General features: G+C 73.1%; 22 protein-coding genes. 12 read left to right on the forward strand and 10 right to left on the reverse strand.

The window, feature by feature from the left end:
• Positions 1 to 147: 147 nt before the first annotated feature.
• Positions 148 to 1,929, forward strand: a complete 1,782-nt coding sequence (locus AC5L3C_RS28765; RefSeq protein ID WP_493651812.1) for a lytic transglycosylase domain-containing protein — start codon at positions 148 to 150, stop codon at positions 1,927 to 1,929.
• A gap of 57 nt (positions 1,930 to 1,986) precedes the next feature.
• Here AC5L3C_RS28765 and AC5L3C_RS28770 read toward each other — a convergent pair whose 3' ends face one another.
• A complete protein-coding gene (locus tag AC5L3C_RS28770; protein ID WP_493651813.1) occupies positions 1,987 to 4,947 on the reverse strand; it encodes an ATP-dependent RNA helicase in 2,961 nt (986 codons plus the stop codon).
• A 4-nt stretch (positions 4,948 to 4,951) separates the two neighbouring features.
• Positions 4,952 to 5,764, reverse strand: coding sequence for a class I SAM-dependent methyltransferase (locus AC5L3C_RS28775; RefSeq protein ID WP_493654072.1), 813 nt, complete (start codon positions 5,762 to 5,764; stop codon positions 4,952 to 4,954).
• A gap of 391 nt (positions 5,765 to 6,155) precedes the next feature.
• Here AC5L3C_RS28775 and rpsA point away from each other — a divergent pair, with 391 nt between their 5' ends.
• From rpsA to AC5L3C_RS28795, 4 genes are all read left to right on the forward strand, one after another.
• On the forward strand, positions 6,156 to 7,649 hold the full coding sequence (gene rpsA / locus AC5L3C_RS28780; RefSeq protein WP_125507257.1) for a 30S ribosomal protein S1: 1,494 nt from the start codon (positions 6,156 to 6,158) through the stop codon (positions 7,647 to 7,649).
• Between the two features lie 194 nt (positions 7,650 to 7,843).
• Positions 7,844 to 8,782, forward strand: coding sequence for a PAC2 family protein (locus AC5L3C_RS28785; protein WP_493651816.1), 939 nt, complete (start codon positions 7,844 to 7,846; stop codon positions 8,780 to 8,782).
• A gap of 114 nt (positions 8,783 to 8,896) precedes the next feature.
• The gene (coaE, locus tag AC5L3C_RS28790) at positions 8,897 to 9,517 is read left to right on the forward strand and encodes a dephospho-CoA kinase (protein ID WP_493651817.1); all 621 of its coding nucleotides are present in this window, start codon (positions 8,897 to 8,899) and stop codon (positions 9,515 to 9,517) included.
• 50 nt (positions 9,518 to 9,567) lie between these two features.
• Entirely contained in the window at positions 9,568 to 9,948 is a 381-nt protein-coding gene (locus AC5L3C_RS28795; RefSeq protein WP_125507263.1) for a tetratricopeptide repeat protein, read from the forward strand.
• A 40-nt stretch (positions 9,949 to 9,988) separates the two neighbouring features.
• Here the strand turns inward: AC5L3C_RS28795 and AC5L3C_RS28800 are convergent, their stop codons facing one another.
• A complete protein-coding gene (locus tag AC5L3C_RS28800) occupies positions 9,989 to 10,267 on the reverse strand; it encodes a DUF6343 family protein (protein WP_493651819.1) in 279 nt (92 codons plus the stop codon).
• Between the two features lie 157 nt (positions 10,268 to 10,424).
• Here AC5L3C_RS28800 and AC5L3C_RS28805 point away from each other — a divergent pair, with 157 nt between their 5' ends.
• Both AC5L3C_RS28805 and AC5L3C_RS28810 read left to right on the forward strand, forming a co-directional pair.
• Entirely contained in the window at positions 10,425 to 11,132 is a 708-nt protein-coding gene (locus AC5L3C_RS28805; RefSeq protein WP_493651820.1) for a class I SAM-dependent methyltransferase, read from the forward strand.
• A gap of 65 nt (positions 11,133 to 11,197) precedes the next feature.
• Positions 11,198 to 11,635: a DoxX family protein gene (locus AC5L3C_RS28810; RefSeq protein WP_493651822.1), complete on the forward strand. Its 438-nt coding sequence runs from the start codon at positions 11,198 to 11,200 to the stop codon at positions 11,633 to 11,635.
• Between the two features lie 9 nt (positions 11,636 to 11,644).
• Here the strand turns inward: AC5L3C_RS28810 and AC5L3C_RS28815 are convergent, their stop codons facing one another.
• The gene (locus tag AC5L3C_RS28815) at positions 11,645 to 12,241 is read right to left on the reverse strand and encodes an RNA-binding S4 domain-containing protein (protein ID WP_493651823.1); all 597 of its coding nucleotides are present in this window, start codon (positions 12,239 to 12,241) and stop codon (positions 11,645 to 11,647) included.
• 75 nt (positions 12,242 to 12,316) lie between these two features.
• Here AC5L3C_RS28815 and AC5L3C_RS28820 point away from each other — a divergent pair, with 75 nt between their 5' ends.
• Both AC5L3C_RS28820 and pip read left to right on the forward strand, forming a co-directional pair.
• The gene (locus AC5L3C_RS28820) at positions 12,317 to 13,039 is read left to right on the forward strand and encodes a uracil-DNA glycosylase (RefSeq protein WP_125507272.1); all 723 of its coding nucleotides are present in this window, start codon (positions 12,317 to 12,319) and stop codon (positions 13,037 to 13,039) included.
• Between the two features lie 32 nt (positions 13,040 to 13,071).
• Complete coding sequence (gene pip, locus AC5L3C_RS28825) at positions 13,072 to 14,061, forward strand: prolyl aminopeptidase (protein WP_493651824.1); 990 nt, start codon at positions 13,072 to 13,074, stop codon at positions 14,059 to 14,061.
• A 21-nt stretch (positions 14,062 to 14,082) separates the two neighbouring features.
• On the opposite strand, the gene AC5L3C_RS28830 is transcribed toward pip, so the two are convergent.
• The 3 genes from AC5L3C_RS28830 to AC5L3C_RS28840 form a co-directional block, all read right to left on the reverse strand.
• Positions 14,083 to 14,547 carry a GNAT family N-acetyltransferase gene (locus AC5L3C_RS28830; protein WP_493651825.1) on the reverse strand — a complete coding sequence of 155 codons (465 nt, stop codon included), beginning with the start codon at positions 14,545 to 14,547 and terminating at the stop codon, positions 14,083 to 14,085.
• The gene (locus AC5L3C_RS28835) at positions 14,544 to 14,957 is read right to left on the reverse strand and encodes a RidA family protein (RefSeq protein ID WP_493651827.1); all 414 of its coding nucleotides are present in this window, start codon (positions 14,955 to 14,957) and stop codon (positions 14,544 to 14,546) included. Before AC5L3C_RS28835 ends, AC5L3C_RS28830 begins: the two co-directional genes overlap by 4 nt.
• Positions 14,958 to 15,030: 73 nt before the next feature.
• Positions 15,031 to 16,167 carry a glutathione-independent formaldehyde dehydrogenase gene (locus AC5L3C_RS28840; protein ID WP_493651828.1) on the reverse strand — a complete coding sequence of 379 codons (1,137 nt, stop codon included), beginning with the start codon at positions 16,165 to 16,167 and terminating at the stop codon, positions 15,031 to 15,033.
• 193 nt (positions 16,168 to 16,360) lie between these two features.
• On the opposite strand from AC5L3C_RS28840, the gene AC5L3C_RS28845 reads away from it, so the two are divergent.
• Complete coding sequence (locus tag AC5L3C_RS28845; protein WP_493651829.1) at positions 16,361 to 16,552, forward strand: hypothetical protein; 192 nt, start codon at positions 16,361 to 16,363, stop codon at positions 16,550 to 16,552.
• Between the two features lie 28 nt (positions 16,553 to 16,580).
• Here the strand turns inward: AC5L3C_RS28845 and glpK are convergent, their stop codons facing one another.
• Both glpK and AC5L3C_RS28855 read right to left on the reverse strand, forming a co-directional pair.
• Positions 16,581 to 18,098 carry a glycerol kinase GlpK gene (gene glpK / locus AC5L3C_RS28850; protein ID WP_125507282.1) on the reverse strand — a complete coding sequence of 506 codons (1,518 nt, stop codon included), beginning with the start codon at positions 18,096 to 18,098 and terminating at the stop codon, positions 16,581 to 16,583.
• Between the two features lie 39 nt (positions 18,099 to 18,137).
• On the reverse strand, positions 18,138 to 18,971 hold the full coding sequence (locus tag AC5L3C_RS28855; protein WP_493651831.1) for an MIP/aquaporin family protein: 834 nt from the start codon (positions 18,969 to 18,971) through the stop codon (positions 18,138 to 18,140).
• 356 nt (positions 18,972 to 19,327) lie between these two features.
• Here AC5L3C_RS28855 and AC5L3C_RS28860 point away from each other — a divergent pair, with 356 nt between their 5' ends.
• Entirely contained in the window at positions 19,328 to 21,187 is a 1,860-nt protein-coding gene (locus tag AC5L3C_RS28860; RefSeq protein WP_493651832.1) for an FUSC family protein, read from the forward strand.
• A 34-nt stretch (positions 21,188 to 21,221) separates the two neighbouring features.
• On the opposite strand, the gene AC5L3C_RS28865 is transcribed toward AC5L3C_RS28860, so the two are convergent.
• Entirely contained in the window at positions 21,222 to 22,175 is a 954-nt protein-coding gene (locus AC5L3C_RS28865; protein WP_493651833.1) for an endonuclease/exonuclease/phosphatase family protein, read from the reverse strand.
• 134 nt (positions 22,176 to 22,309) lie between these two features.
• On the opposite strand from AC5L3C_RS28865, the gene AC5L3C_RS28870 reads away from it, so the two are divergent.
• Entirely contained in the window at positions 22,310 to 23,674 is a 1,365-nt protein-coding gene (locus AC5L3C_RS28870; protein ID WP_493651834.1) for an amidohydrolase, read from the forward strand.
• Positions 23,675 to 23,681: the final 7 nt, after the last annotated feature.

Below are 23,681 nucleotides of genomic sequence, written 5' to 3' on the forward strand. Positions count from 1 at the left end.
CGTACAAAGGAAGTTGCCGTAGGGTCGCGAGGGCCGTCACGCCGGGTGGCCGAGAAGGGCAACCGGCGGGGCGGGCGGAACGTCACAACAGGGCGAGCACAACATACGTTGACGGGCGCCGCGGCGCCCACGGGAGGGGTTCACTCTATGGCGGCGCATTTCGGCAGGAGGCTGCGCAAGGGAGCGGCAACCACCGCCGTGGCCGCGGCGGCGGTGGCGGCCCTGTCCGCATCCCAGGCTCCGGGCGTGACGGTCGACGACCAGGGCAGACAGTCCACCGCCGACAGCACGCCCTCGCCCGAGGAGGCCGCCGACGACAGCGCGACCGGCAACTCGCCCTACTACACGGACCTGCCGCCGCTCAACAGCCCCAACCCGTCCCCGGGCAGCGGAACGGACGAGGAGGGCTCCGCCACCGACGCGGAGGCCGGCATCCCCGCGACGGTTCTCGACGCCTACAAGAAGGCCGAGGCGGCGTTGCGCGAGAAGAAGCCCGGCTGCAATCTGCCCTGGCAACTCCTCGCCGCCATCGGCAAGGTGGAGTCCGGGCAGGCCCGCGGCGGACGCGTCTCCGCCGACGGCACCACGCTCTCCCCGATCCTCGGCCCGCAGCTGGACGGCAACGGCTTCGCCCTCATCAGGGACACCGACAACGGTGCCTACGACGGCAACAGCACCTACGACCAGGCCGTCGGCCCCATGCAGTTCATCCCCTCCACCTGGGCGTGGGCGGGCCGCGACGGCAACGGTGACGGGCGCAAGGACCCCAACAACGTCTACGACGCGGCCCTCTCCGCCGGCCACTACCTGTGCCGCAACGACTGGGACCTGTCCGACCGGAGCGACCTGCGGAAGGCCATCCTCAGCTACAACAACTCGACGGACTATCTGAACACCGTCCTGAGGTGGCTGGACTACTACCGCGAGGGCAGCCACGAGATCCCGGACGGCACCGGCACGCTGCCGGGGAACCGCAGCGACAACGACAGCGAGCGGCGTTCCCCGTCGGACTCGGCCTCGGCCACTCCGCCCGCGCCGAAGCCCGGCACCAAGCCGAGCACCAAACCGAGTACCAAGCCGAGTACCAAGCCCTCCGACAAGCCGGGCGGCTCGAGCCCGAGCCCCGGGCCCACCACCCCCGGCAGCGGCAGCCCGACCACGCCCCCGCCGACCACGCCCACGCCCTCTCCGACTCCCACCGACACGGTGGACCACCTGGAGCGCGCCGGGACCGGAACGCTCACGGCGATGGCGGGCGACGCGTTCACCGAGAAGATCAGCGCGCGCGCCGAGACGGACACCGGCAAGGCCGTCGCCAAGGTGCGGATCCGCTTCACCATCGTGGGCGACACCGACGCCACCTTCGCCGGCGGTGAGAACGTGGCGACCGCCGTCACCGACACGTCGGGCGTCGCCGTGGCACCCGCGCTCCGGGCGGGCGAGACGACCGGCTCGTTCACCGTCCGTGCCGTCGTCGTCGGCCGCGTCCTGCCGGGCATCGAGTACAAGGCGACGGTCACCGAGCGCGCCGCCGACGCGCTCGTCCGCACCGATGACGCGGCGCTGACCGGCACCGCCGGCGGCGAGTTCGCCGCGGCGGTCGAGGTGAAGGCCACGTACGACGGTGCCGCCGCCGACAAGGTCGCCGCCACCGCCACGCTCATCACCTCGGCCGACGACCCGGCCGAGAACGACAAGGGCCCCTACTTCAAGGACGCCGAGGGCAAGGCCGTCCGCACCCTCGACGGCCTGAAGACGGACGCGAACGGCCTGCTGAAGCTGCCTCGGCTGTACGCGGACGACACCACCGGCACGTTCCTGCTCCGCATCACCACGGCGGGCGGAGCGACCCTCACCCTCGAACTGACCGTGACGGCGCCCGAGTTGCCGTCCCCGAGCCCGTCGGCCTCGGACGAACCCACCGGCTGACGGCACGTCACCCCGCCGAAGGCGCCCTTCCCGTACGACGCGGAGGGGCGCCTTCGTTCACCGCCCCTGCCGCGCCTTGGTGTGCCGGGTCGGCTCGGCGGAGGCCGGGTCCTCCGGCCACGGATGCCTGGGGTAGCGCCCGCGCAGTTCCCCCCGCACGCCCTTGTAGCCCTCCCGCCAGAAGGACGCGAGGTCGGCGGTGACGGCGGCGGGCCGGCCGGCCGGGGACAGCAGATGCACCAGGAGCGGCACACCGGCCACCCGGGGCGACTCCTGCAGCCCGAACATCTCCTGGAGCTTCACCGCGAGCACCGGCCGCTCCGGGTCGGAGTAGTCGACCCGGATCGCGGACCCGCTGGGTACGGTGATCCGCTCGGGCGCGAGTTCGTCGAGCCGCGCCGCCTCCCCGCCGGCCCAGGGCAGCAGCCGCCCGAGCGCCTGGCCGGCGTCGATCCGCGCGAGGTCGGCCCGTCGCCGGGCCCGGCTCAGCTCCGGCTCCAGCCACACCTCCACGCGCGCGTGGAGCGCCTCGTCGGACACATCGGGCCACGGCTCGCCGAGCCGCCGGTGCAGGAAGGCCAGCCGCTGCCGCAGCACGACCGCCCCGGCCGGCCACCGCAACAGCCCGAACCCCTCCCGGCGCAGCCCGTCCAGCAGCGCGGCCCGTACGAGCGCGGGGCCGGCGTCGGTGTGCGGCCGGACGGCCAGCTCCACCGCCCCGAGCCGCTCGACCCGCCGCGCGACGACGTCCCCGCCGGCCCAGTGCACCTCCTCGCGGCTCTCCAGCAGCGCGCCCGCCGCGTACCGCGCGATGTCCTCGTCGACCGCCGCGCCGAGCCCCACGCGCGCGTGCCCACGCCCCACGGGCCGGTCGGCCACGGCCACGGCGAGCCACTCCGCTCCCCGCAACGCCGACCCCGCCCCCACCTCGGCCCGCGTCCCGGCCACCGTCAGATACGACCCCCCGTCGAGCCGAGCCACCCGCTCGGGAAACGCCAACGCGACAACGGTCCCGACCCGAGCTTCCTCCCCACCCTCAACGCCCCGGGCGCGACGCCGCCCGTGCTCCACACCCGTCGGCGGAGCTATGGCCGGTCCGCCGCCCGGGACGGCCCGGGCGCGGCCGTCGGCGGTGCTGGTGTCCGGGGCGGGCTGAGGCCCGCGCTCGTGGCGTGGGTGCGGCGGTGCGGCCACTTCGTGCCCGGTGCCCGGCACGGTCCGGGTGTGACTGCCGGAGGTCGGGGTGCCGGTGGCGGGCCCGGGGTGGTGTGCGTCGTCTTCGGCCGGGTGGGCGCCCGGGGCGGCGTGTGCGCGGCCGTCGGCGGTCCCGGCGTCCGGGGCGGGCTGAGGCTCGTGCCCGTGCCGTGTGTCCGGGGGTGCGGCTGCTGCTCTCCCCGTGCCCGCGGTGGTCTGCGGGTGATCGTCGGTGGGCCGGGCGTCGGGCACCGGTTGGGGGTGGCGGTGTTCGTTCCGGGCGTCCGGCGTCGCGGGTGTGCCGGCCTGCGGCGGAGCCGGGTGGGCGGTCAGTCTGCGCAGGCGGCGGGTTTCCGTGCGCCAGCGCGCGGCGTACGCGTCGCCGCCGCGGCGGGCCGTGCGCAGGGCGCCGGTGAGGTCGTCGCCGTAGCCGCGCGGCGGCTCCTCGCCGATCAGGGCGACCACTTCCGCGGCGAGCTCCGCACCCACCACCGGTGCCGCGTCCAGCAGCGCCCGCCCCAGCCGGGGGTGCAGTCCCAGCCCCGCCAGCCGGACACCCCGTTCCGTGGCCCGCCCGCCGGGACCGACCGCCCCGATGGCCGTCAGGACGGAGCGGGCTGCCGCCATGGCGCCACCCGGCGGAGGATCCAGCAGGGCCAGCCCCGTGGCGTCGGGATCGCCCCAGCACGCCGCCTGGAGCGCGAAGGCCGTCAGGTCGGCCACCTTGATCTCGGGGGAGGGGAACCGCGGCAGCCGAGCGTCCTCCGCCTCCGCCCAGCACCGGTACACCGCCCCCGGCGCCTCACGCCCCGCGCGGCCCGCCCGCTGCCGCCCGGCGGCCCGCGACGCACGCACCGTCGTCAGCGCGCTCAGCCCGCGCGCGTGATCGACCCGCGGCTCCCGCGCGAGCCCCGAGTCCACGACCACCCGCACCCCGGGAACCGTCAGTGACGACTCCGCCACCGAGGTCGCGAGGACCACCCGGCGCCGCTGTCCGGCGGACAGCACCGCGTCCTGCACGGCGGCCGGCGCCCTGCCGTGCACCTGGAGCACCTCGACACCGTCCAGGTCACCGAGGTGCCCGGCCACCCGGGCGATCTCACCCACGCCGGGCAGGAACACCAGCACGTCCCCGTCGCGCTCGGCCAGCGCCCGCCGCACCACCGACGCCACATGGGTCAGGAACACCGGATCGACCCGCATGCCGTGCGGCGGACGCACCTCCCGCGCGGGAGGCGCCCACACCACCTCCACCGGGTGCGCGGCACCGTGCGCCTCGACGACCGGCGCGCCGCCCAGCAGCCGCGCCCAGCCCTCCGCGTCCGTGGTCGCCGACGCGGCCACGAGCCGCAGCTCGGGACGGAGCGTCTCGCGCACGTCCCACAGGAACGCCGCCGCCGTGTCCGCGTCCAGATGCCGCTCGTGGCACTCGTCGAGCACCACCACGTCCACCCCGGTCAGCTCCTGGTCGCGCTGCAGGCGCTGCAGGAGCACACCCGTCGTGACGACCTCCACGCGCGTGTGCCGCCCCACCGTCCGCTCCCCGCGCACCGTGAAACCGACCGACTCGCCGACCCGCTCGCCCAGCAGCCACGCCATCCGCCGGGCCGCCGCACGGGCCGCGATGCGCCGCGGCTCGGCGACCACCACCCGGCGCGCGGGCCCCGCGCCGAGCAGGCCCGCCAGCGCGGGCGGCACCAGCGTCGTCTTGCCCGTCCCGGGCGGTGCCACCAGCACGGCGGTGCCGTGCGTGTCGAGGGCGCCGGCCAGCCCGGGCAGGGCGTCCCGTACCGGAAGGGCGTCCAGGGCGTCGTAACGGATCACGTTGTCAGTCCCGCGCGCACACGAAGATCGCCGTCCCCGGGATCAGGTTCCCGCGCAGCGGCGACCAGCCGCCCCACTCGGAGGTGTTCCAGGCCGGCCACTCCGGCTCCACCAGGTCCACCAGCCGGAACCCGGAGGCGACGACGTCCCGGACCCGGTCCCCGAGCGTCCTGTGGTGCTCGACGTACACCGCGCGGCCCCCCTCGTCCTGCTCGACGTAGGGAGTGCGGTCGAAGTACGACGCCGAGACGCTCAGGCCCTCGGGGCCCGGCTCGTCGGGGAAGGCCCAGCGGATCGGGTGCGTGACCGAGAAGACCAGCCGGCCGCCCGGCCGCAGCACCCGGCGCACCTCCCGCAGCACCAGCCGCGGATCGGCCACGAAGGGCAGCGCCCCGTACGCCGAGCAGGCCAGGTCGAAGGAGGCGTCGGCGAACGGCAGCGCGCCCGCGTCGGCGCAGACCAGGGGGATCGGCCCGCCGATGCGCAGCGCGTGCCGCAGCTGCCGGTGCGAGATGTCGAGCGCCACCGGACGCGCCCCCTGGGCGGCCAGCCAGCGCGAGCACTGCGCCGCGCCGGCGCCGAGCTCCAGGACGTCCCGTCCCTTCAGCTCCTCCGGCGGGCCGAGCAGCTCCGCCTCCACCTCGTCCAGCCCCTCGGGGCCCCACACGAAGCGGTCGTCGCCGAGGAACGTGCCGTGCTCGGTCTGGTAGTCGTCCGCGTTGCGGTCCCACCAGCCCCGGTTGGCCCGTGAACTCTCCGCGACACCGGCCGCCCGCCGGGTCGCCTCCGGTTCGGGTGCATCGCGCTCTTGGATGATTGGCTCCCTCGTCGTACTCTTCCGTCCAGCCGGACCCCGGCGGGTCGCCGATGGGTGTTGCCGGGCCCTGCGTGGTCCCGGGCATCGCCTGACGTGCGCCTTCCGCCATGCGGGGGAAATGTGCCGGTTATGCGGCGATCCGCCCCGGGTGGGCGGCTTCGCGCATTGACCCTGTCCGGCTGCCCCCGTATGCTACAAGTTGCGCTGCGAGCCTGCGTGCCTCAGACGTAGCAGGCTGCGCTCGCATCTGTTGTATGTCCCCTCGGTTCTCGAGGCGTCATCACTGTTCGACGGTGGGCGCTTACTTGGCTGTCCGGCTTCTGCAGAGCGAAACGGGCTCCGGCGTAGCAGTACCTACGACTTCAATGTCCGTACCGGAGCCCTTTCCCACATGACGAGCAGCACCGAGACCACCGCCACCACCCCGCAGGTAGCGGTCAACGACATCGGTAACGAGGAAGCCTTCCTCGCCGCGATCGACGAGACGATCAAGTACTTCAACGACGGCGACATCGTCGACGGCGTCATCGTGAAGGTCGACCGGGACGAGGTCCTGCTCGACATCGGTTACAAGACCGAAGGCGTTATCCCGAGCCGCGAGCTCTCGATCAAGCACGACGTCGACCCCAACGAGGTCGTCGCCGTCGGCGACGAGATCGAGGCCCTGGTCCTCCAGAAGGAGGACAAGGAAGGCCGCCTGATCCTCTCGAAGAAGCGCGCCCAGTACGAGCGTGCCTGGGGCACCATCGAGAAGATCAAGGAAGAGGACGGGATCGTCACCGGTACCGTCATCGAGGTCGTCAAGGGTGGTCTCATCCTCGACATCGGCCTCCGCGGCTTCCTCCCGGCCTCCCTGGTCGAGATGCGCCGTGTCCGCGACCTCCAGCCCTACGTGGGCAAGGAGCTCGAGGCGAAGATCATCGAGCTGGACAAGAACCGCAACAACGTGGTCCTGTCCCGCCGTGCCTGGCTGGAGCAGACCCAGTCCGAGGTCCGCCAGACGTTCCTCACCACCCTCCAGAAGGGTCAGGTCCGTTCCGGCGTCGTCTCCTCGATCGTCAACTTCGGTGCCTTCGTGGACCTGGGTGGCGTCGACGGTCTGGTCCACGTCTCCGAGCTCTCCTGGAAGCACATCGACCACCCGTCCGAGGTCGTCGAGGTCGGCCAGGAAGTCACCGTCGAGGTCCTCGACGTCGACATGGACCGCGAGCGTGTCTCCCTGTCGCTGAAGGCGACCCAGGAAGACCCGTGGCAGCAGTTCGCCCGCACCCACCAGATCGGCCAGGTCGTGCCCGGCAAGGTCACGAAGCTGGTTCCGTTCGGTGCGTTCGTCCGCGTGGACGAGGGCATCGAGGGTCTGGTCCACATCTCCGAGCTGGCCGAGCGCCACGTGGAGATCCCGGAGCAGGTCGTCCAGGTCAACGACGAGATCTTCGTCAAGGTCATCGACATCGACCTCGAGCGCCGTCGCATCAGCCTCTCGCTGAAGCAGGCCAACGAGTCCTTCGGTGCCGACCCGTCTGCGGTCGAGTTCGACCCGACCCTGTACGGCATGGCCGCGTCCTACGACGACCAGGGCAACTACATCTACCCCGAGGGCTTCGACCCCGAGACCAACGACTGGCTCGAGGGCTACGAGAAGCAGCGCGAGGAGTGGGAGCGCCAGTACGCCGAGGCGCAGCAGCGCTTCGAGCAGCACCAGGCGCAGGTCATCAAGTCCCGCGAGGCGGACGCCCAGGCCGCTGCCGAGGGTGGCGAGGCCGCCGCTCCGGTCGCGTCCGGTGGCGGTTCGTACTCCTCCGAGGGTGGCGACCAGTCCGGCGCGCTGGCGTCGGACGAGGCGCTCGCCGCTCTGCGCGAGAAGCTGGCGGGCGGGCAGAGCTGACGCTCGCTCCCTGACCGTCGACCGAGGGGCCGTACCCGTGAGGGTGCGGCCCCTCGCCGCTGCCCGGTCCGGGGTGGCCCGGCGGGCCGGCCGATGGCGCGATGTCCCGCAGTCCCACAGGAGTCACCCCCGCCGGGGAATGTCAGTGCCGCCTGCCACGTTGTGTTGTACGAACACGAGGAGGAGCGGTCACTGTGCTTGATCCGCAGGGTTTGTACGCATGGGAGCCGAAGGGACTCGGCGTCGTCGACATGGCGCTGGCCCAGGAGTCGGCCGGACTTGTCATGCTCTACCACTTCGACGGATACATCGACGCGGGCGAGACCGGGGACCAGATCGTCGACCGGCTGCTCGGCTCGCTGCCCCACCAGGTCGTCGCCCGGTTCGACCACGACCGGCTGGTCGACTACCGTGCCCGGCGCCCACTGCTGACCTTCACCCGCGACCGCTGGAGCGGCTACGAGGTGCCCGCCATCGAGGTGCGCCTCGTCCAGGACGCCACGGGAGCGCCCTTCCTGCTGCTGTCCGGGCCCGAACCGGACATCGAGTGGGAGCGCTTCGCCGCCGCCGTCCAGCAGATCGTGGAGCGGCTCGGCGTACGCCTGTCGGTGAACTTCCACGGCATCCCCATGGGCGTTCCGCACACCCGCCCGGTCGGTATCACCCCGCACGGCAACCGCGCCGATCTCGTCCCGGCGGGCAACAGCCCCTTCGACGAGGCGCAGGTGCCCGGCAGCGCGGAGGCCCTCGTCGAGTACCGGCTGATGCAGGCCGGACACGACGTCCTGGGCGTCGCCGCGCACGTGCCGCACTACATCGCCCGTTCCCCCTACCCGGACGCGGCGCTGACCGCCCTGGAGGCCATCACGGCCGCCACCGGCCTGGTCCTGCCCGGTGTCGCGCACGCGCTGCGCACCGACGCGCACCGCACCCAGACCGAGATCGACCGCCAGATCCGGGAGGGCGACGACGAGCTCACCGCCCTCGTACAGGGCCTCGAGCACCAGTACGACGCGGCCGCGGGCGCGGAGACCCGGGGCAACATGCTCGCGGAGCCGGTGGAGATCCCGTCCGCCGACGAGATCGGCCGCGAGTTCGAGCGCTTCCTGGCGGAGCGGGAGGGCGACAACTGACGCCCCGCGGACCCGGTGCCGCGGGTAGTCGCCCGTAGGGCCTGTACGGCCGCTCCCGCCCGCCCCCCCGGGGCGGACGACGGGAACCGCCGCGCAGGCCCTAGGCTGCTGTTCATGCTGACAGTGGGGCTGACCGGCGGTATCGGCGCCGGCAAGAGCGAGGTGTCGCGGCTGCTCGTCGAGTGCGGTGCCGTGCTCGTCGACGCGGACCGCATCGCCCGTGAGGTGGTCGAACCGGGGACGCCGGGGCTCGCCGCCGTCGTGGACGCCTTCGGCGAGGACGTCCTCACCGAGGACGGCGCCCTCGACCGGCCGAAACTGGGCTCCATCGTCTTCGCCGACCCGGAGAAACTGGCCCTCCTCAACTCGATCGTCCACCCCCTGGTCGCCGCCCGCTCCCGCGAGCTGGAGGAGGCCGCCGCCGAGGACGCCGTCGTCGTCCACGACGTCCCCCTCCTCACGGAGAACGACCTGGCGTCCCGCTACGACGTGGTGATCGTCGTCGACGCCTCCCCCGCCACGCAGCTCGAGCGGCTCGTGGGCCGGCGCGGCATGTCCGAGCAGGACGCGCGGGCGCGGATGGCAGCCCAGGCGACCCGCGAGGAGCGCCGCGCGATCGCCGACATCGTGATCGACAACGACGGCTCCCTGGAGGAGCTGGAGCGACGCGTCAAGGAGGTCTGGGCCGAGCTGGTCCGGCGGGCCCGCGCGCCCCGGGAGGAGTCCCAGGAATAGCTCGCCGAGGGCGGGGCGTTGAACCGGTTCAGCAAGGGAAGGAATGTGCCGTGCCCGAAACCAGCGGTTCGACCGGACGTACGCCTCAGACGCATGTCATCGACTTCCGTGCCGCCGAGCAGCTGCTCGCCTCCCGGGACCCGCGCGGCGCGGTCAAGCTGCTCGACGGCGTGATCGACGTCCACCCCGAGAACACCGCCGCGCGGCTGCTGCGCGCCCGCGCCTTCTTCGCCGCGGCCCAGCTGCGCCCCGCCGAGCTGGAGTTCTCCCTCGTCCTGGAGCGCGAGCCGGACAACGCCTTCGCCCACTTCGCGCTGGCCCGCACCTACCAGCGGCAGGGCCGCGCCCGCCCGGCCAGGCGGCACTTCCGGCTGGCGGCGGCACTGGACCCCAACCCGGAGTATCTGAAGGCGGCCCGCTTCGAGGAGTGACGGGCGGCCCGTGTGTTCGGGCAGACGGGCGGCCCGCGTGCTACGGCCGGTCCCGGGGCGGTGAGTCCTTCGACGGCTCGTACGGCGGGACGTCGCGCCCCGGCTGCCAGTGCGGTCCCTGGCGGATGTGCCGGAGGACGACGAGCAGATCGGCCGTGACCAGCAGCCACAGTGCCCCGCACGCGAGCGCCCAGGCAGGATGACCGGCGAGAGCGAACGCGACCGTTCCGGCCACCGTCCAGACCTCGCCCCACACGCTCAGCCAGAACCGCATCCGCAGCGCACTGCGCGCGGTCGCCGGCTCACTGCCCGTACGCATCGTCCTCACCACCGCACGGTTCCTTCCGCCTCCGGGTGCCCCGGAACCCGCTGTTCCACCGCCCGGCCGGCCACCGGCTCTCACTCGGACGGGTGAAAACCGGGGGGCTGGGAACGGGTGTGCGGGGATGGTCCGTTGGACGGGCGTGGAGCTGAGAATGCGTGAGGGGCACGAGGGGACGGGACCCGGGGCGATCACTCCGGACGGCAGCGCGGTGGAGCTCTACGAGCGGCTGCCCGTCGGGGACGAGCCGGACATCATCGCCGCCGCCGTGCCGGCCGGGGCGCGGGTGCTGGAGCTGGGCTGCGGCGTGGGGCGCATGACGCATGCGCTGCTGGAGCGCGGTTTCGAGGTCACGGCGGTGGACGAGTCGGCGGAGATGCTGGCGCGCGTGCGGGGCGCGCGGACGATCCGCGCGCCGATCGAGCGGCTCGACATCGGCGAGACGTTCGACGTGGTGCTGCTCGCCTCGTTCCTGGTGCACGCGGAGGACGTCGGGGTGCGCCAGGGCATGCTGCGTACGTGCGTACGGCATCTGGCGAAGGGCGGGTGCGTGCTGATCCAGCGGGAGGGCGAGGACTACCACACCGATCTGCCGCGCGAGCGGGTCGACCCGGCGGGCTTCACCGTGCGGATCCTGTCGGCGGAGCCGGTCGGTGACGGGGTCGACTCGGTGCGCGCGGAGTATGTGTTCCCGGACGCGGTCTGGACCCAGACCTTCCGTGCCCGCCCGCTGACGAGGCAGCAGTTCGAGGAGGCGCTGGCGGAGGCGGGCCTGAGGGTGGACCGGTATCTGACGGCGGACCGGGTGTGGGTGAGAGCGGTCCCGGCGGCCGAGCGAGGAATGAGGACCGGGGAGCGATGAGTTCGCGGGCGAAGGGCGGTCTACCCCGGTGACACCGAGACGGACCACATCCTCAGGAGCCCTTCATGTCCGAGACCACCGTTGACGCCGCGACCGCCACCGGCCCCGCGACCACTCGCGGACGGCGTGCCCGTATCGCACTGCGCGCCGTGCAGGTGCTGCTCGCCCTGTTCTTCGCGGGAGCCAGTGCGCTGCCCAAGCTGATCGCCCACTCCTCCGCCCTCGAGCCCTTCGAGGAGATGGGCTGGGGCAGCACGGGCATGTACGCCGTCGGCGTGCTCGAACTGGCGGGGGCCGTCGGCCTGATGGTGCCCGTGCTCCAGTCGGCTGCGGCGACGGGCCTGGCCGCGCTGATGGTGGGCGCGTTCGTCACGCAGGTCACGGTGTTCGACGGTGAGAACGCGGCGACGCCCGTCATCCTGCTCATACCGCTCGCCCTCATCGCCTGGACCCGCCGCACCCACAACAGGGACCTGCTCAGCCTCCTGCGCCGCAGTTCCTGAGGCGGGCCGTCAGCGGCGGGGCGAGCCGCCGGGGTCGCCGCCGCGGGACGGGCGGCCGCCCTTCGTACGCCGGGTGGCCGCCCCTCCCCGGGCACCGGGACCGGGACCGGCGCCCGGGGTGCCGCCGTCCGGTGGGGCGAACCCGCCCAGGCCGCCGAGTCCGCGCAGGCGCTCCATCTCGCGGCGGTCGCGCTTGGTCGGGCGGCCCGTGCCGCGGTCGCGGACACCGGCCGGGGCGACGGCCTCGCGGGGCGGCGGAGGCGGTGAGTTGTCGATGTAGCACTGGACGGCCACCGGAGCGCCCACCCGCTTGCGGATCAGCCGCTTGACGACGACGATCCGCTCCCGGGTCTCGGCCCGCAGCCGCACCTCGTCACCGACGCGCACGGAGTGCGAGGGCTTCACCCGCTCGCCGTTCACCCGGACATGACCGCCCCGGCAGGCGGCGGCACCGAGGGAGCGCGTCTTGACCAGACGCACCGACCAGATCCAGCTGTCGATCCGCACGGACTCGCCGGCACCCGGCCCAGCCGCCTCGGCGGCGGCCACCGCGGCGGCGGTCTTCGGGCCCTCGGCAGCCCCGGACGCGGCACTCTCAGAAGCCATGGTCCCGACCCTAACCCCGCGACCACCGCCGGTGCGGACGATTTTCCCGCTCCCCGCAGCGCCTACCGTGGAGTCATGGACCCCGACGGCCTCTCCCGTCTCGACCGGCGCATCACGGACTGCCGTGCCTGCCCCCGGCTGGTCGCCTGGCGCGAGGAGGTCGCCCGTACCAAACGCGCCGCGTTCGCGGACTGGACGTACTGGGGCCGGCCGGTACCCGGGTTCGGGCCGCCGGACGCCCGGCTGCTGATCATCGGACTGGCACCGGCGGCGCACGGCGGGAACCGCACGGGCCGGATGTTCACCGGGGACCGCTCCGGTGACGTGCTGTACCAGGCCCTGTACGACGTCGGGCTCGCCTCGCAGCCGTCCTCCGTGCACGCGGAGGACGGCCTGCGGCTGTACGGCGTGCGCGTCACCGCGCCCGTGCACTGCGCCCCGCCCGCCAACAAGCCCACCCCCTCCGAACGGGACGCCTGCCGGCCCTGGCTGGTACAGGAGCTGCACCTGCTGCGCCCCACGCTCCGGGCCGCCCTCGTCCTCGGCGCCTTCGGCTGGCAGGCCGCCCTGCCGGCGTTCGCCGAGGCCGGCTGGACCGTGCCCCGGCCCCGGCCCGCCTTCGCGCACGGCGCCCGCGTCACGCTGGACGCCGCCGACGGGCCGGGCCTGGACCTCTTCGGCTGCTTCCACGTCAGCCAGCGCAACACCTTCACGGGCCGGCTCACCCCGGAGATGCTCCGGGAGGTCCTGCGCACCGCAGCCCGAGCGGCGGGACTGGGCACCACGGAAACCACATGAGCGGGTCCGGCCGGCGGCATTAGGGTGACCGGATGGGCAGATACCCGGCGATCGAACCGTACGACCACGGCATGCTGGACGTCGGTGACGGCAACCGCGTCCACTGGGAGATCAGCGGCAACCCGCACGGCAAGCCCGCGGTGGTGCTGCACGGCGGGCCGGGCTCCGGGGCCGGACCGAACCTGCGGCGCTACTTCGACCCGGCCGCTTACCGGATCGTCCTGCTCGACCAGCGCGGCGCCGGACGGTCCCGGCCGCCCGCGAGCGACCCCGCCACCGACATGAGCGTCAACACCACCGCGCACCTCATGGCCGACCTGGAGCGGCTGCGCGCCCACCTGGGCATCGAGCGGTGGCTGGTGTGGGGCGTGTCGTGGGGGTCGGCGCTGGGCCTGCGGTACGCGCAGACCCACCCGGGCGTGGTGTCCGAACTCGTCCTCACCGGAGTCGCCACCGGCTCGAGCGCCGAGGTGGACCTCCTCACCCGGGGGCTGGGCAACATCTTCCCGGAGGCGTTCGAGCGCTTCCTCGCCGTGCTGCCGCCCGACGAGCGGGGCGGCAACCTGGCCGCCGCGTACAACGGGCTGCTGGAATCACCCGACCCCGAGGTCAGGGAGCGGGCCGCCCGCGCCTGGACCGACTGGGAGACGGCGATGATCCCCGCCCCGCCGGGCTCGGTCGCCCGCTTCCGGGACCCGGAGTACCGCTTCGGCTTCGCCCGCACCGTCACCCACTACTGGGGCAACGACCACTTCCTCGGCGAGAGCGAGGACCCGGGCGGCGACAGCGGTGAGCACGGGCAGAGTGTCGTCCTGCGCGACGCCCACCTGCTGCGGGGCATCCCCGGCACCCTGGTCCAGGGCAGCCTCGACCTCGGCAATCTCCTCGGCATCGTCTGGCGCCTCCACCACGCCTGGCCCGACAGCGAACTGGTGATCGTCGACGAGGGCGGCCACGACGCGGGCGCGGCGGGCGACGACGCACTCGTGGCGGCGACGGACCGGTACGCCCGCCGCGGCTGACCCCGCGCCACGGCAGGTGCCCTACGGACGCCACACGTACCGCACGTCCGGCTCCCGCTCCTCGTTCCCGGCGCCGTCCGTCCACTCCACGGCCGTGAAGCCGTGCCGCTCGTAGAAGCGGTGGGCCGGCGTGTTGACCTGGAACGTCCACAGGGCGAGCCCCTGGGGGCTGCGCCGCTTGGCCAGCGCGACGAACCGGTCACCGAGCCCGCGCCCGCGCCACCCGGGCTCCAGGTACAGCTGCTCCAGCTCCCGGCCCTCCAGCACGAGCACCCCGACGACGCCCTCGCCCGCCGCCTCCGCCACCCAGGTCTCGCGCAGGGGCACCAGGACGTGCCGGAAGTACTCCAGGACCTCGTCGTCGGAGCGGGGCCGCACCACGCCGGGCAGCGCGGCGGCGAAGGACCGCAGCCACACGCCGGCCGCGGCCCCGGCGTCGGAGGGGCCGGACCGGCGCAGGGTGACGGCGCTGTCGGGGGCCGTCACGACCCGGCGGCGTCCGGGACGGCCGCCGTCGCCGTGATCTCCACGAGCTGTCCGGGGTAGCCGAGGCAGGCCACCCCGATCAGGGTCGAGGAGTGGGGCCCGGTGCTCAGCCCGGACGCCTCGACGACGTCCCACACGGCGGAGAGCACGGCGGGCTCACCGCTGACCACGTACACATCGGTGGTGACGACCTGGTCCAGGGCGCTGCCCACCGCCGTCAGCTGTTCCTCGAGGTTGGCGAGCACCTGCCGGGCCTGACGCACCGGATCCCCCTCGCCGACCAGCGTCCCGTCCGCGCTCAGCGGGACCGAGCCGGCGAGGAACGCCAGTCTCGTGCCCGCCTCGACGACGGAGGCGTGCGAGTAGGCGGGCGGGGGGAACAGGGTGGGCACGGTGACGCGCTGGATCACGGCGGCTCCTGGAGCGGTGGACGGTCGACGCCGTCGTCGATCGTCCACCGCCCGGCCCGTCGCCGCATCCGAATTACGGGTGCAGCACCACCTTGGTGTAGCCGTCGATCCGCTTGTCGAACTTGTCGTAGGCCGACGGCGCCTGGTCCAGGGGCAGTTCGTGGGAGACGACGAAGCTCGGCTTCGCCCTGCCCTCGATGATCATGTCGCGCAGGAACCGGTTGTAGCGCTTCACGTTGCACTGTCCGGTGCCCATCCGCAGGCCCTTCTCGAAGAACTTGCCGATCGCGACGAGGAGCATGCCCTGCTTGGCCTGCTCGTCCGGGGCGCCCGGGTCCGAGGGGACGTAGAGCCCGGGAATGCCGAGCATCCCGGTGGCCCGGACGGTACGGATGAGGGAGTTCAGCACGGTCGCCGGTTCCTCACGGTCCGTGCCGCCGCCCGCCGACGCCTGGTAGCCGACGGCGTCGATGCCCTTGTCGGTGCCCATGCCCTCGGTCTGCGCCTGGATCTGCTCGACCGGGTCGCCCTTGGAGAAGTCGATCGGGATCGCGCCGATCTCCTCGGCCTTCTGCAGCCGCTCGGGGACCCGGTCCACGACGAACACCTTGCGTGCGCCGCGCAGCAGCGCCGAGTAGGCGGCCATGAGGCCGACCGGGCCCGCGCCGTACACCGTGACGCTCTCCCCGGGGCGCACCTGGGCCAGTTCGCAGCCGTGGTAGCCCGTGGGGAAGATGTCGGCGAGCAGGATGAAGTCCTTCTCGTGCTCCTCTCCCGGCGGAAGTTTCAAGCAGTTGAAGTCGGCGTAGGGAACGCGCAGGTATTCGGCCTGTCCGCCCTTCCACGGCCCCATCGCGACATACCCGTAGGCGCCGCCGGGGAAGCCGGGGTTGACGGTCAGACAGAATCCCGTGTAGCCCTCCACGCAGTTGGTGCAGAATCCGCAGGCGACGTTGAAGGGCATGACGACGCGGTCGCCCTCCTTGAGCCCGGTGACGCCGGAGCCGACCTCCGCGATGATCCCCATGTTCTCGTGGCCGAAGGTGATGCCCGGCTCGGCGGCGGTACGGCCCTCGTACATGTGCAGGTCGGAGCCGCATATCGCGGTTGAGGTGACCCGTACGATTACATCGTTGGGGTGCTGGATCGAGGGGTTGTCCACTTCTTCGACCGCGACTTCGAACGGTCCCTTGTACACGACGGCCTTCATGACCACGACCTCCAGTCGATGGTGTGCATGTGCGGTTGAATCGCCTCTCCCGACGGTCCGCGTGACCGATATCTCATGATTCTCCGGTCCGCTGAACGGGGCAAGCCGGTAATAATTTCTGAATATCGTTTTCGGCGTCGTCCGGCAGGAACCGGCGCCGCATACTGAGTCGTAGCGAGGAGAAAGGGCGGAAATGGCAGCTCAGAGACTGGGAACACTCCTTGTCGCCGTGCCCGGACTGTCCGGCAACACCTATCCGCCGGGCACCACGGTGACCGTCCGCGGTCGCGGGGCCACGGTCGACGGCTATGTGAACGGCGACTGGCTTCCGCTGTCCTGGTGGGAGTTCTCCGACGGTCTCCGCGAGGACATCGCCGACCGCTGACCCTCCCGCGGCCCCGGCGGCCGGGGCCTCAGGTGACCTTGACCCAGTCCAGGGTGCGCTCCACGGCCCGCTTCCAGTCCTCGTAGCCCTCCTGACGCCGCTCCTCGCTCCACTGCGGCTCCCAGCGCTTGGACTCCTGCCAGTGGGTGCGCAGCTCGTCGGTGTCGCGCCAGAAGCCCACCGCGAGCCCGGCCGCGTACGCGGCGCCCAGCGCGGTGGTCTCGGCGACCACCGGACGGCTCACCGGCACCCCCAGCACATCGGCCTGGATCTGCATGCACAGGTCGTTCGCGGTGACGCCGCCGTCGACCTTGAGCACGTCCAGATGCACACCCGAGTCCTGCTCCATGGCCTCGACCACGTCACGGCTCTGGTAGCAGATGGCCTCCAGCGTGGCCCGCGCGATGTGTCCCCCGGTGTTGTACCGGGACAGCCCGACCATGGCGCCGCGGGCGTCGGAGCGCCAGTAGGGGGCGAACAGGCCGGAGAAGGCGGGGACGAAGTACATCCCGCCGTTGTCCTCCACCGTGCGCGCGAGCTGCTCGCTGTCCGGGGCGCTCCCGATGATCTTCAGCTGGTCGCGCAGCCACTGCACCGCGGCACCGGTGACGGCGATGGAGCCCTCCAGGGCGTAGACCGCGGGGCTGCCGGAGAACTGGTACGCGACCGTGGTCAGCAGCCCGCTGCGCGAACGCACCAGCTCGGTACCGGTGTTGAGCACGAGGAAGTTGCCCGTGCCGTAGGTGTTCTTCGCCTCGCCGGGGGAGAAGCAGACCTGGCCCACGGTCGCCGCGTGCTGGTCACCGAGTACGCCGGTGATCGGGACGGCGGCGCCCAGTGGCCGGGAGCTGCGGGCCTGCCCGAACGCCTCGGGGTGGGACGAGGGGTTGATGACCGGCAGCATGGAGCGCGGGACGCCGAAGATCTCCAGCAGTTCGTCGTCCCAGTCCAGGGTCTCCAGGTTCATCAGCATGGTGCGGCTGGCGTTGGTCACGTCCGTGGCGTGCACACCGCCGTTGGGTCCGCCGGTGAGGTTCCACAGCACCCAGGCGTCGGTGTTGCCGAACAGGGCGTTCCCCGCCTCGGCCGCCTCGCGCAGCCCGTCCACGTTCTCCATCAGCCACTTGAGCTTGCCGCCGGAGAAGTACGTGGCCGGCGGCAGACCGGCCTTGTGCCGGATGACGTCGCCGTGGCCGTCGCGTTCCAGTGCGGCCGCGATGCGGTCGGTGCGGGTGTCCTGCCAGACGATGGCGTTGTGGTACGGGCGGCCGGTGCGCGGATCCCAGACCACCGTCGTCTCGCGCTGGTTGGTGATCCCGATGGCGCGCAGATCGCCGGCCGTGAGACCGCCGTCGCGCAGGGCGTTCTGGATCACCGTGTTGGTGCGCTCCCAGATCTCCACCGGGTCGTGCTCGACCCACCCGGATCTCGGCAGGATCTGCTGGTGCTCGAGCTGGTGCTTCGCCACCTCGTTCCCCGAGTGGTCGAAGATCATGAAGCGGGTGCTGGTGGTCCCCTGGTCCACCGCGCCGACGAATTCGGGCATGGCTGCCACCTCTCCTGGTGTGACGACAGGGCCTGAGGGCTACGGTTCCTCGGTCGCCGGACCTTCCTCCTGGGCCCCCGCCCTGGCGTTGATCACCGGCTTGATGAGCAGGTCGTACACGAGGACACCGACGACGCCGCCGATCAGCGGACCGACGATGGGGATCCACCAGTAGCCGCTGAACCACTCGAAGCTCCCGGGGAAGGCGATGGAGCCCCAGCCCTCGAAGTAGGTGAACAGCCGTGGCCCGAAATCTCGCGCGGGATTGATGGCGTATCCGGCATTGGTGCCGAACGTCAGGCCGATCACGGTGACCACCATGCCGATGAGGAACGGGTGCAGATTCGACAGCGGGGCCACATTGCGCAGGTCGATGAGCGCGCAGATGAGCAGCAGGAGAATTCCCGTTCCCACGATCTGGTCGAGCAGCGGACCCCACCAGGAATCCCCGAAATACTCGGCGGGGAATGTCGCGAAGATGGAGTAGGTGGGTAGTGATTCGTCTCGTGGGACTCCCGCCGCGGTCTCCGCGGCGTCGATGGCCCACCGGTAGCAGGCGTAGACGAGCGCGGCGCCGGCGAAGGCGCCCACCACCTGGGCCAGCCAGTACGGCAGCACCTTCCGCCAGGGGAAGTCCCCGCGTACGGCGAAGGCCAGGGTCACCGCGGGGTTGATGTGGGCGCCGCTGATGCCGCCGGCCACATACACGCCGAACACCACGGCGAAGCCCCAGCCCCAGGCGATGATGAGCCAGTTCGCCGGCCCGAATTCCACCGCTTGTCGTCCCGACCCGGGCAGACCGACGACGGCGACAGCCACCGAACCGGCTCCCAGCAGAAGCAGGACGAATGTCCCAAGGAATTCGGCGAGCATTTCGCCGCCGACACCTTCCTTGTAACCGCGTCTACGTACAGTGCGTTCAGCGCGTTCAGCCATCGGCTCTCCTCGGCAGGAATGGCGCGGGCCTTTCCTCCCCCTACCGGAAGCGTAGGCGTAGGTCGGTGATCGGGCGCGCGGGGCGTCATATTTACTTCCAATAGAGCAATGTGTATTGCGCTTCGGCGTCGCCCTCACTTCCTCGCCCGCCTCCCTTCGGATCGTCACCTCCCGGAAACACGGCCGTTCACCGTCCTCCCGCGCCGGCGGCTACCGTGGGGACCACGTGTCCCAGGCCCGGTCAGCGTCGTCCGCGAGCTCGTTCCCCCTTCCGATGCGACGACCGGAGCCCAGTGAGCCGTCCCACCCGTGCCGTTCCCCCCTGGCTCGCCCATGCCCTGCGGGCCCAGCGAAGGCCGGTCGCCCGGAGCGCGGTCGCGCGGGGCGCGCTGGGCGGCGGACCGCTGCTGCTCGCGGCCGTCCTCGCGGGGCGGCCCACCGTCGGGGTCGTCGCCGCCATCGGCGCCATGTTCGCCGGCATCAACGACCGCCCCGGCAGCCGGCGGGCCTCGGCCGCACGCATCGGGGGACCCGCGCTCGCGGGGGCGGCCGGGCTGGCCGTCGGGACGTACGCGGGCGACCACCTTCCGGCCGTACCGCTCACGCTGCTGCTGACCGGGCTCGGACTGATCGCCGGCGCGGTCAGCGCGCCCGGGCCCGTGGGGTCCGCCATGGGCACGCAGCTGCTGGTCGGCGCGGCCGTCGGGGCCGGGATGCCGCTGCCCGAACCGGGCCCGCTGCGGGCGCTCGCCCTGCTCGCCGGCGCCGGGTGGTTCCTGCTGCTGCGGCTGGCGCTGCCGGGGGCGCCGGCCGGCCCCTTCCGGCTGGACTTCCGGTTCGACGGCGAGCGGGGTGCCATCGCGGGGGTGTACGACGCCGTCGCCGCCCTGCTGGACTCCGCCGGGACGGACGACGCCCTTGCCCGCCGGGCCGCGCTCACCGCCGCCCTCGACCACGCGCAGGACGCGCTCACCGGCCCCCGGCTGCGGCGGTACGCCTCCTCCGCGGCCGAACGCCGGCTGCACGCGCAGTACGCCGCCGCTCTGCCGCTCGCCGAGGCCGCGACCGCGCTGGCCTGGGCGGGCGAGACCGTACCGGCCCGTGCGTCCGAGGGCCCCCGGCGGCTGGCCGCCGCCGTGCGCGGCGGCACCCCGACCGGACCGCTGCCCGCCCCCTCCCGTTCCGTGCCCGCCCTGCGCGCCCTGGACGACGCCCTGCTGCGGGCCGCCGAAGCCTTCGACTCGGGCGCGGGCGGCGACCTGCACAGCCGCAGGCGGTCCCGGGCCGCCCGGCTGCGCACCGTCACCGGCGCCCGGGGCCGCGAGTACGGCACCCGGGTCGCCCTCTGCTTCGGCACCGGCGTCGCCCTCGCCCAGGCCCTGCACCACGCGCGCTGGTACGGGCAGCACACGCACTGGTACTGGCTGCCCGTCACGGCCGTGTTCCTGGTCAAACCCGACCTCGGGCCGCTCGCCTCCCGGGTGCTGTCCCGCGCTGCCGGGACCGTGCTCGGCGCGCTGCTGTTCGCCGCGTTCGCCGCGGTGCTGCCCCGCCCCGCGGGGCTGGTCGCCCTGGTCGTGGTGTGCGGGGCGCTGATCCCCTTCGCCGCACGGCACTTCGCCGCGCAGACCGCCGTCGTCACCGTGCTGGTGCTCGCCCTGGTGATGGCCGCCGGCGAACCGCAGGCCTCCGTCGGCCGGATCGGCGAGACCCTGCTGGCCTGCGCCGTCGTGCTGGTCGTCGGCCATCTCCCGATGCCGGGACAGCGCGGTCACGCCATCCGGGCCCGGCTCGTGGAAGCGGGCGGCGCCGCACAGGCCTACCTCGACCACGTCCTCGCAGGCTCCGCCGACCGCGAGGCCCGCTGGGCCCTGCGCCGCGAGGCCTACCGCACGCTCGCGGAGGCCCGTACGGCCATCGCCCTCGCGTCGGCCGAACTGCCCCCGCTGGCCCGGCACGCGGACGGCACCGACGAGATCGCCGTCACCCTCGAACTGCTCGTCGACACCACCACCGCGGGCGCCGTCCACCTCGACGACACCGGCCGGCTCGACCCCCGGCACCTGGCGCGGCTCACCGAACTCCGGGACGAACTCGCCCGGCGCCACCGGCGCGCCGGACTCCCCGTGCCCGAACTGCGGGTCACCGGGTGACGCGCCCGCGGCGGGACCGGGACGACGGGCCGGGTCAGCCCACCCGGACCCACACCGGGGCGTGGTCCGACCCCGCCGCCCCGCGCCGCTCCCCGGGGTCCGGGCCGACGGACGGCAGCCGCGGCGGGCCCTCGTCCGGCAGGCCCGTGCCCGCAGCCGTCACCCGGCGCACCAGACGGTGACTGAGCAGCACATGGTCGATCAGCTCCCGCCGCCCGGAGTTCACCCGCGAATAGCGCTGTGCGACCGGGATGAGGGGAGCGATGTTCCACAGCCGCCCGGCGTCGCCCTGGTCCGGGTGGTCGTGTCCGGACGTGCCGATCTCCCAACCGGGCGGCCCGAGCAGGATCTGCGTGGTCGCCGCCTGCACCTCGTCGTTGAGGTCGCCGAGGACCGCCACGTCCCGCTCCCGCCCGTCACCGTCGAGCAGCGCGTCCGCCAGGGCGCGCAGCGTCGCCGCCTCCGCCGTGCGCCGGTACAGGGCGTAGGCACCGTAACGGGCCCGTTCGCCCTCATCACGCGGGTGGAACCGGTTGTGCGGATACGTCAGCAGCTTCGACTTCAGATGACCGACCGCCACCCGCAGCGGCGTCCCGTCCTCGCCGGTCACCTCCACCGCGAGGAAGCCCCGGCCCGCCGCGGCGGCCGTCGGGCCCGCGTCGTCCGCCTGGACCGGGCGCAGCTTCGCCGGGAACGCCGCGGTGTCGGCGACCACGGTCGGCTCCGCGCGGCTCAGGAAGCCGACCCGTATGCCCCGGCCGTCCGCGTGCTCGGACAGGGCGATCCGCCAGTCGTCGTCCAGCAGTCCGGCCAGGTCCTCCAGCGCGCCGGGGTCGCCGACCTCCTGCACCCCGAGCAGCGCCGGATCGAGTTCCGTGATCACGGCGGCGAGCGCCGCCAGCTTCGACTCGTACGCGGCCCGGTCCGCGGGCCCGAAGGGGCCGCCGGGCCGGTAGAGGTTCTCCAGGTTCCAGGTGCCGAGGAGCATTCCGGGCCCCTTTCAGCCGTGGGCGGGCTCGTGGCGGGGCCAGGGTGCGCGCCCGGCCCGCGCCGCGACAGAGGCGCGACGGGATGTCGCGGTTCGGCTCACTCCGGGTCAGGAACGCGTCGTACGTTGTCGGGATGACGCCTTCTGCCGTGGAGAGTCCCGCCGGGCTCATCATCACCGGATGCACCGTCCTCACGCACGACGATCAAGAACGGATCCGGTTCGTCCAGGACGCGGCCGTCGTCGTGCGCGACGGAGCCGTGGCGGAGGTCACCCGCGCCGACGCCGTCGCGGGGCTGACGGCCGACGAGTGGATCGACGGCCGGGGGCAGGTGGCGCTGCCCGGTCTGATCAACTGTCACACGCACGCCCCGATGGTGGCGCTGCGCGGTCTCGCCGAGGACCTGCCGACGGAGCAGTGGTTCAACGACGTCGTCTGGCCCGTGGAGTCCAACCTCGGCGAGCGGGACATCGAACTGGGCGCGCGGCTCGCCTGCGCCGAGATGATCCGGGGCGGCGTCACCTGCTTCGCCGACCACTACTTCGCCATGGACGCGGTCGCCGCCGTGGTCGCCGAGTGCGGGATGCGGGCGCTGCTGGGGGAGGCGTACTTCTCCTCCCAGGGCGCCCAGGGACGCGAGCGGTCCCTGGAGTTCGCACTGCGGCACCGCGGATCGGCGGACGGCCGCATCACCACCGCGCTCGCCCCGCACGCCCCCTACACGGTGAACGACGCCGACCTCGCCGCCACCGCCGAACTCGCCCACGCCCACGGGCTGCCCGTCCATCTGCACGCCGCCGAGAACCGCGACCAGACCGAGGCCTCCCTCGCCCGGCACGGCGTCACCCCCGTCGAGGTCCTGTCCCGCACCGGGATCCTCGACACGGACGTGCTCATCGCCCATGGCACCGGCATCGTGGAGAGCGATCTGCCGCTGCTGGAGCGGGCGCAGGGACCGACCGCCGTGGCCACCGCGCCCCGCGGCTACCTCAAGTTCGCCTGGCCCACCACCACACCGGTGCGGGCGCTGCGGGACCTCGGCATCCCCGTCGGGCTCGCCACGGACGGGGCCGCCTCCAACAACTCCCTCGACGTGTGGGAGTCGATGGCGCTCACGTCCCTGATCCAGAAGTCGACGGAGGACGATCCCCGCTGGCTGACCTCCCGTCAGGCCCTGCACCACGCCACGCTGCAGAGCGCCCGCGCGGTCGGTCTCGCCGGGCGCGCCGGCGGCATCGCGCCCGGCCACCGCGCCGACATCGTCCTGGTCGACCTCACCGGCCCGCACACCCAGCCGGTCCACGACCTCGCCGCGACCCTGGTGCACAGCGCCCGCGCCGCCGACGTCCGTACGACGATCGTCGACGGCCGTGTCCTCATGCGGGACCGGGAACTGCTCACCATCGACGTGCCCGAGGTGGTGCGGGAGCTGCGGGAGCGGCTGCCGGCGCTGGTGGACCGGAGCCACGGACGGCGGATCCAGGACTACGGCACCTGAGCGGCAC

The sequence above is a fragment of the Streptomyces speibonae genome, from assembly GCF_984686075.1.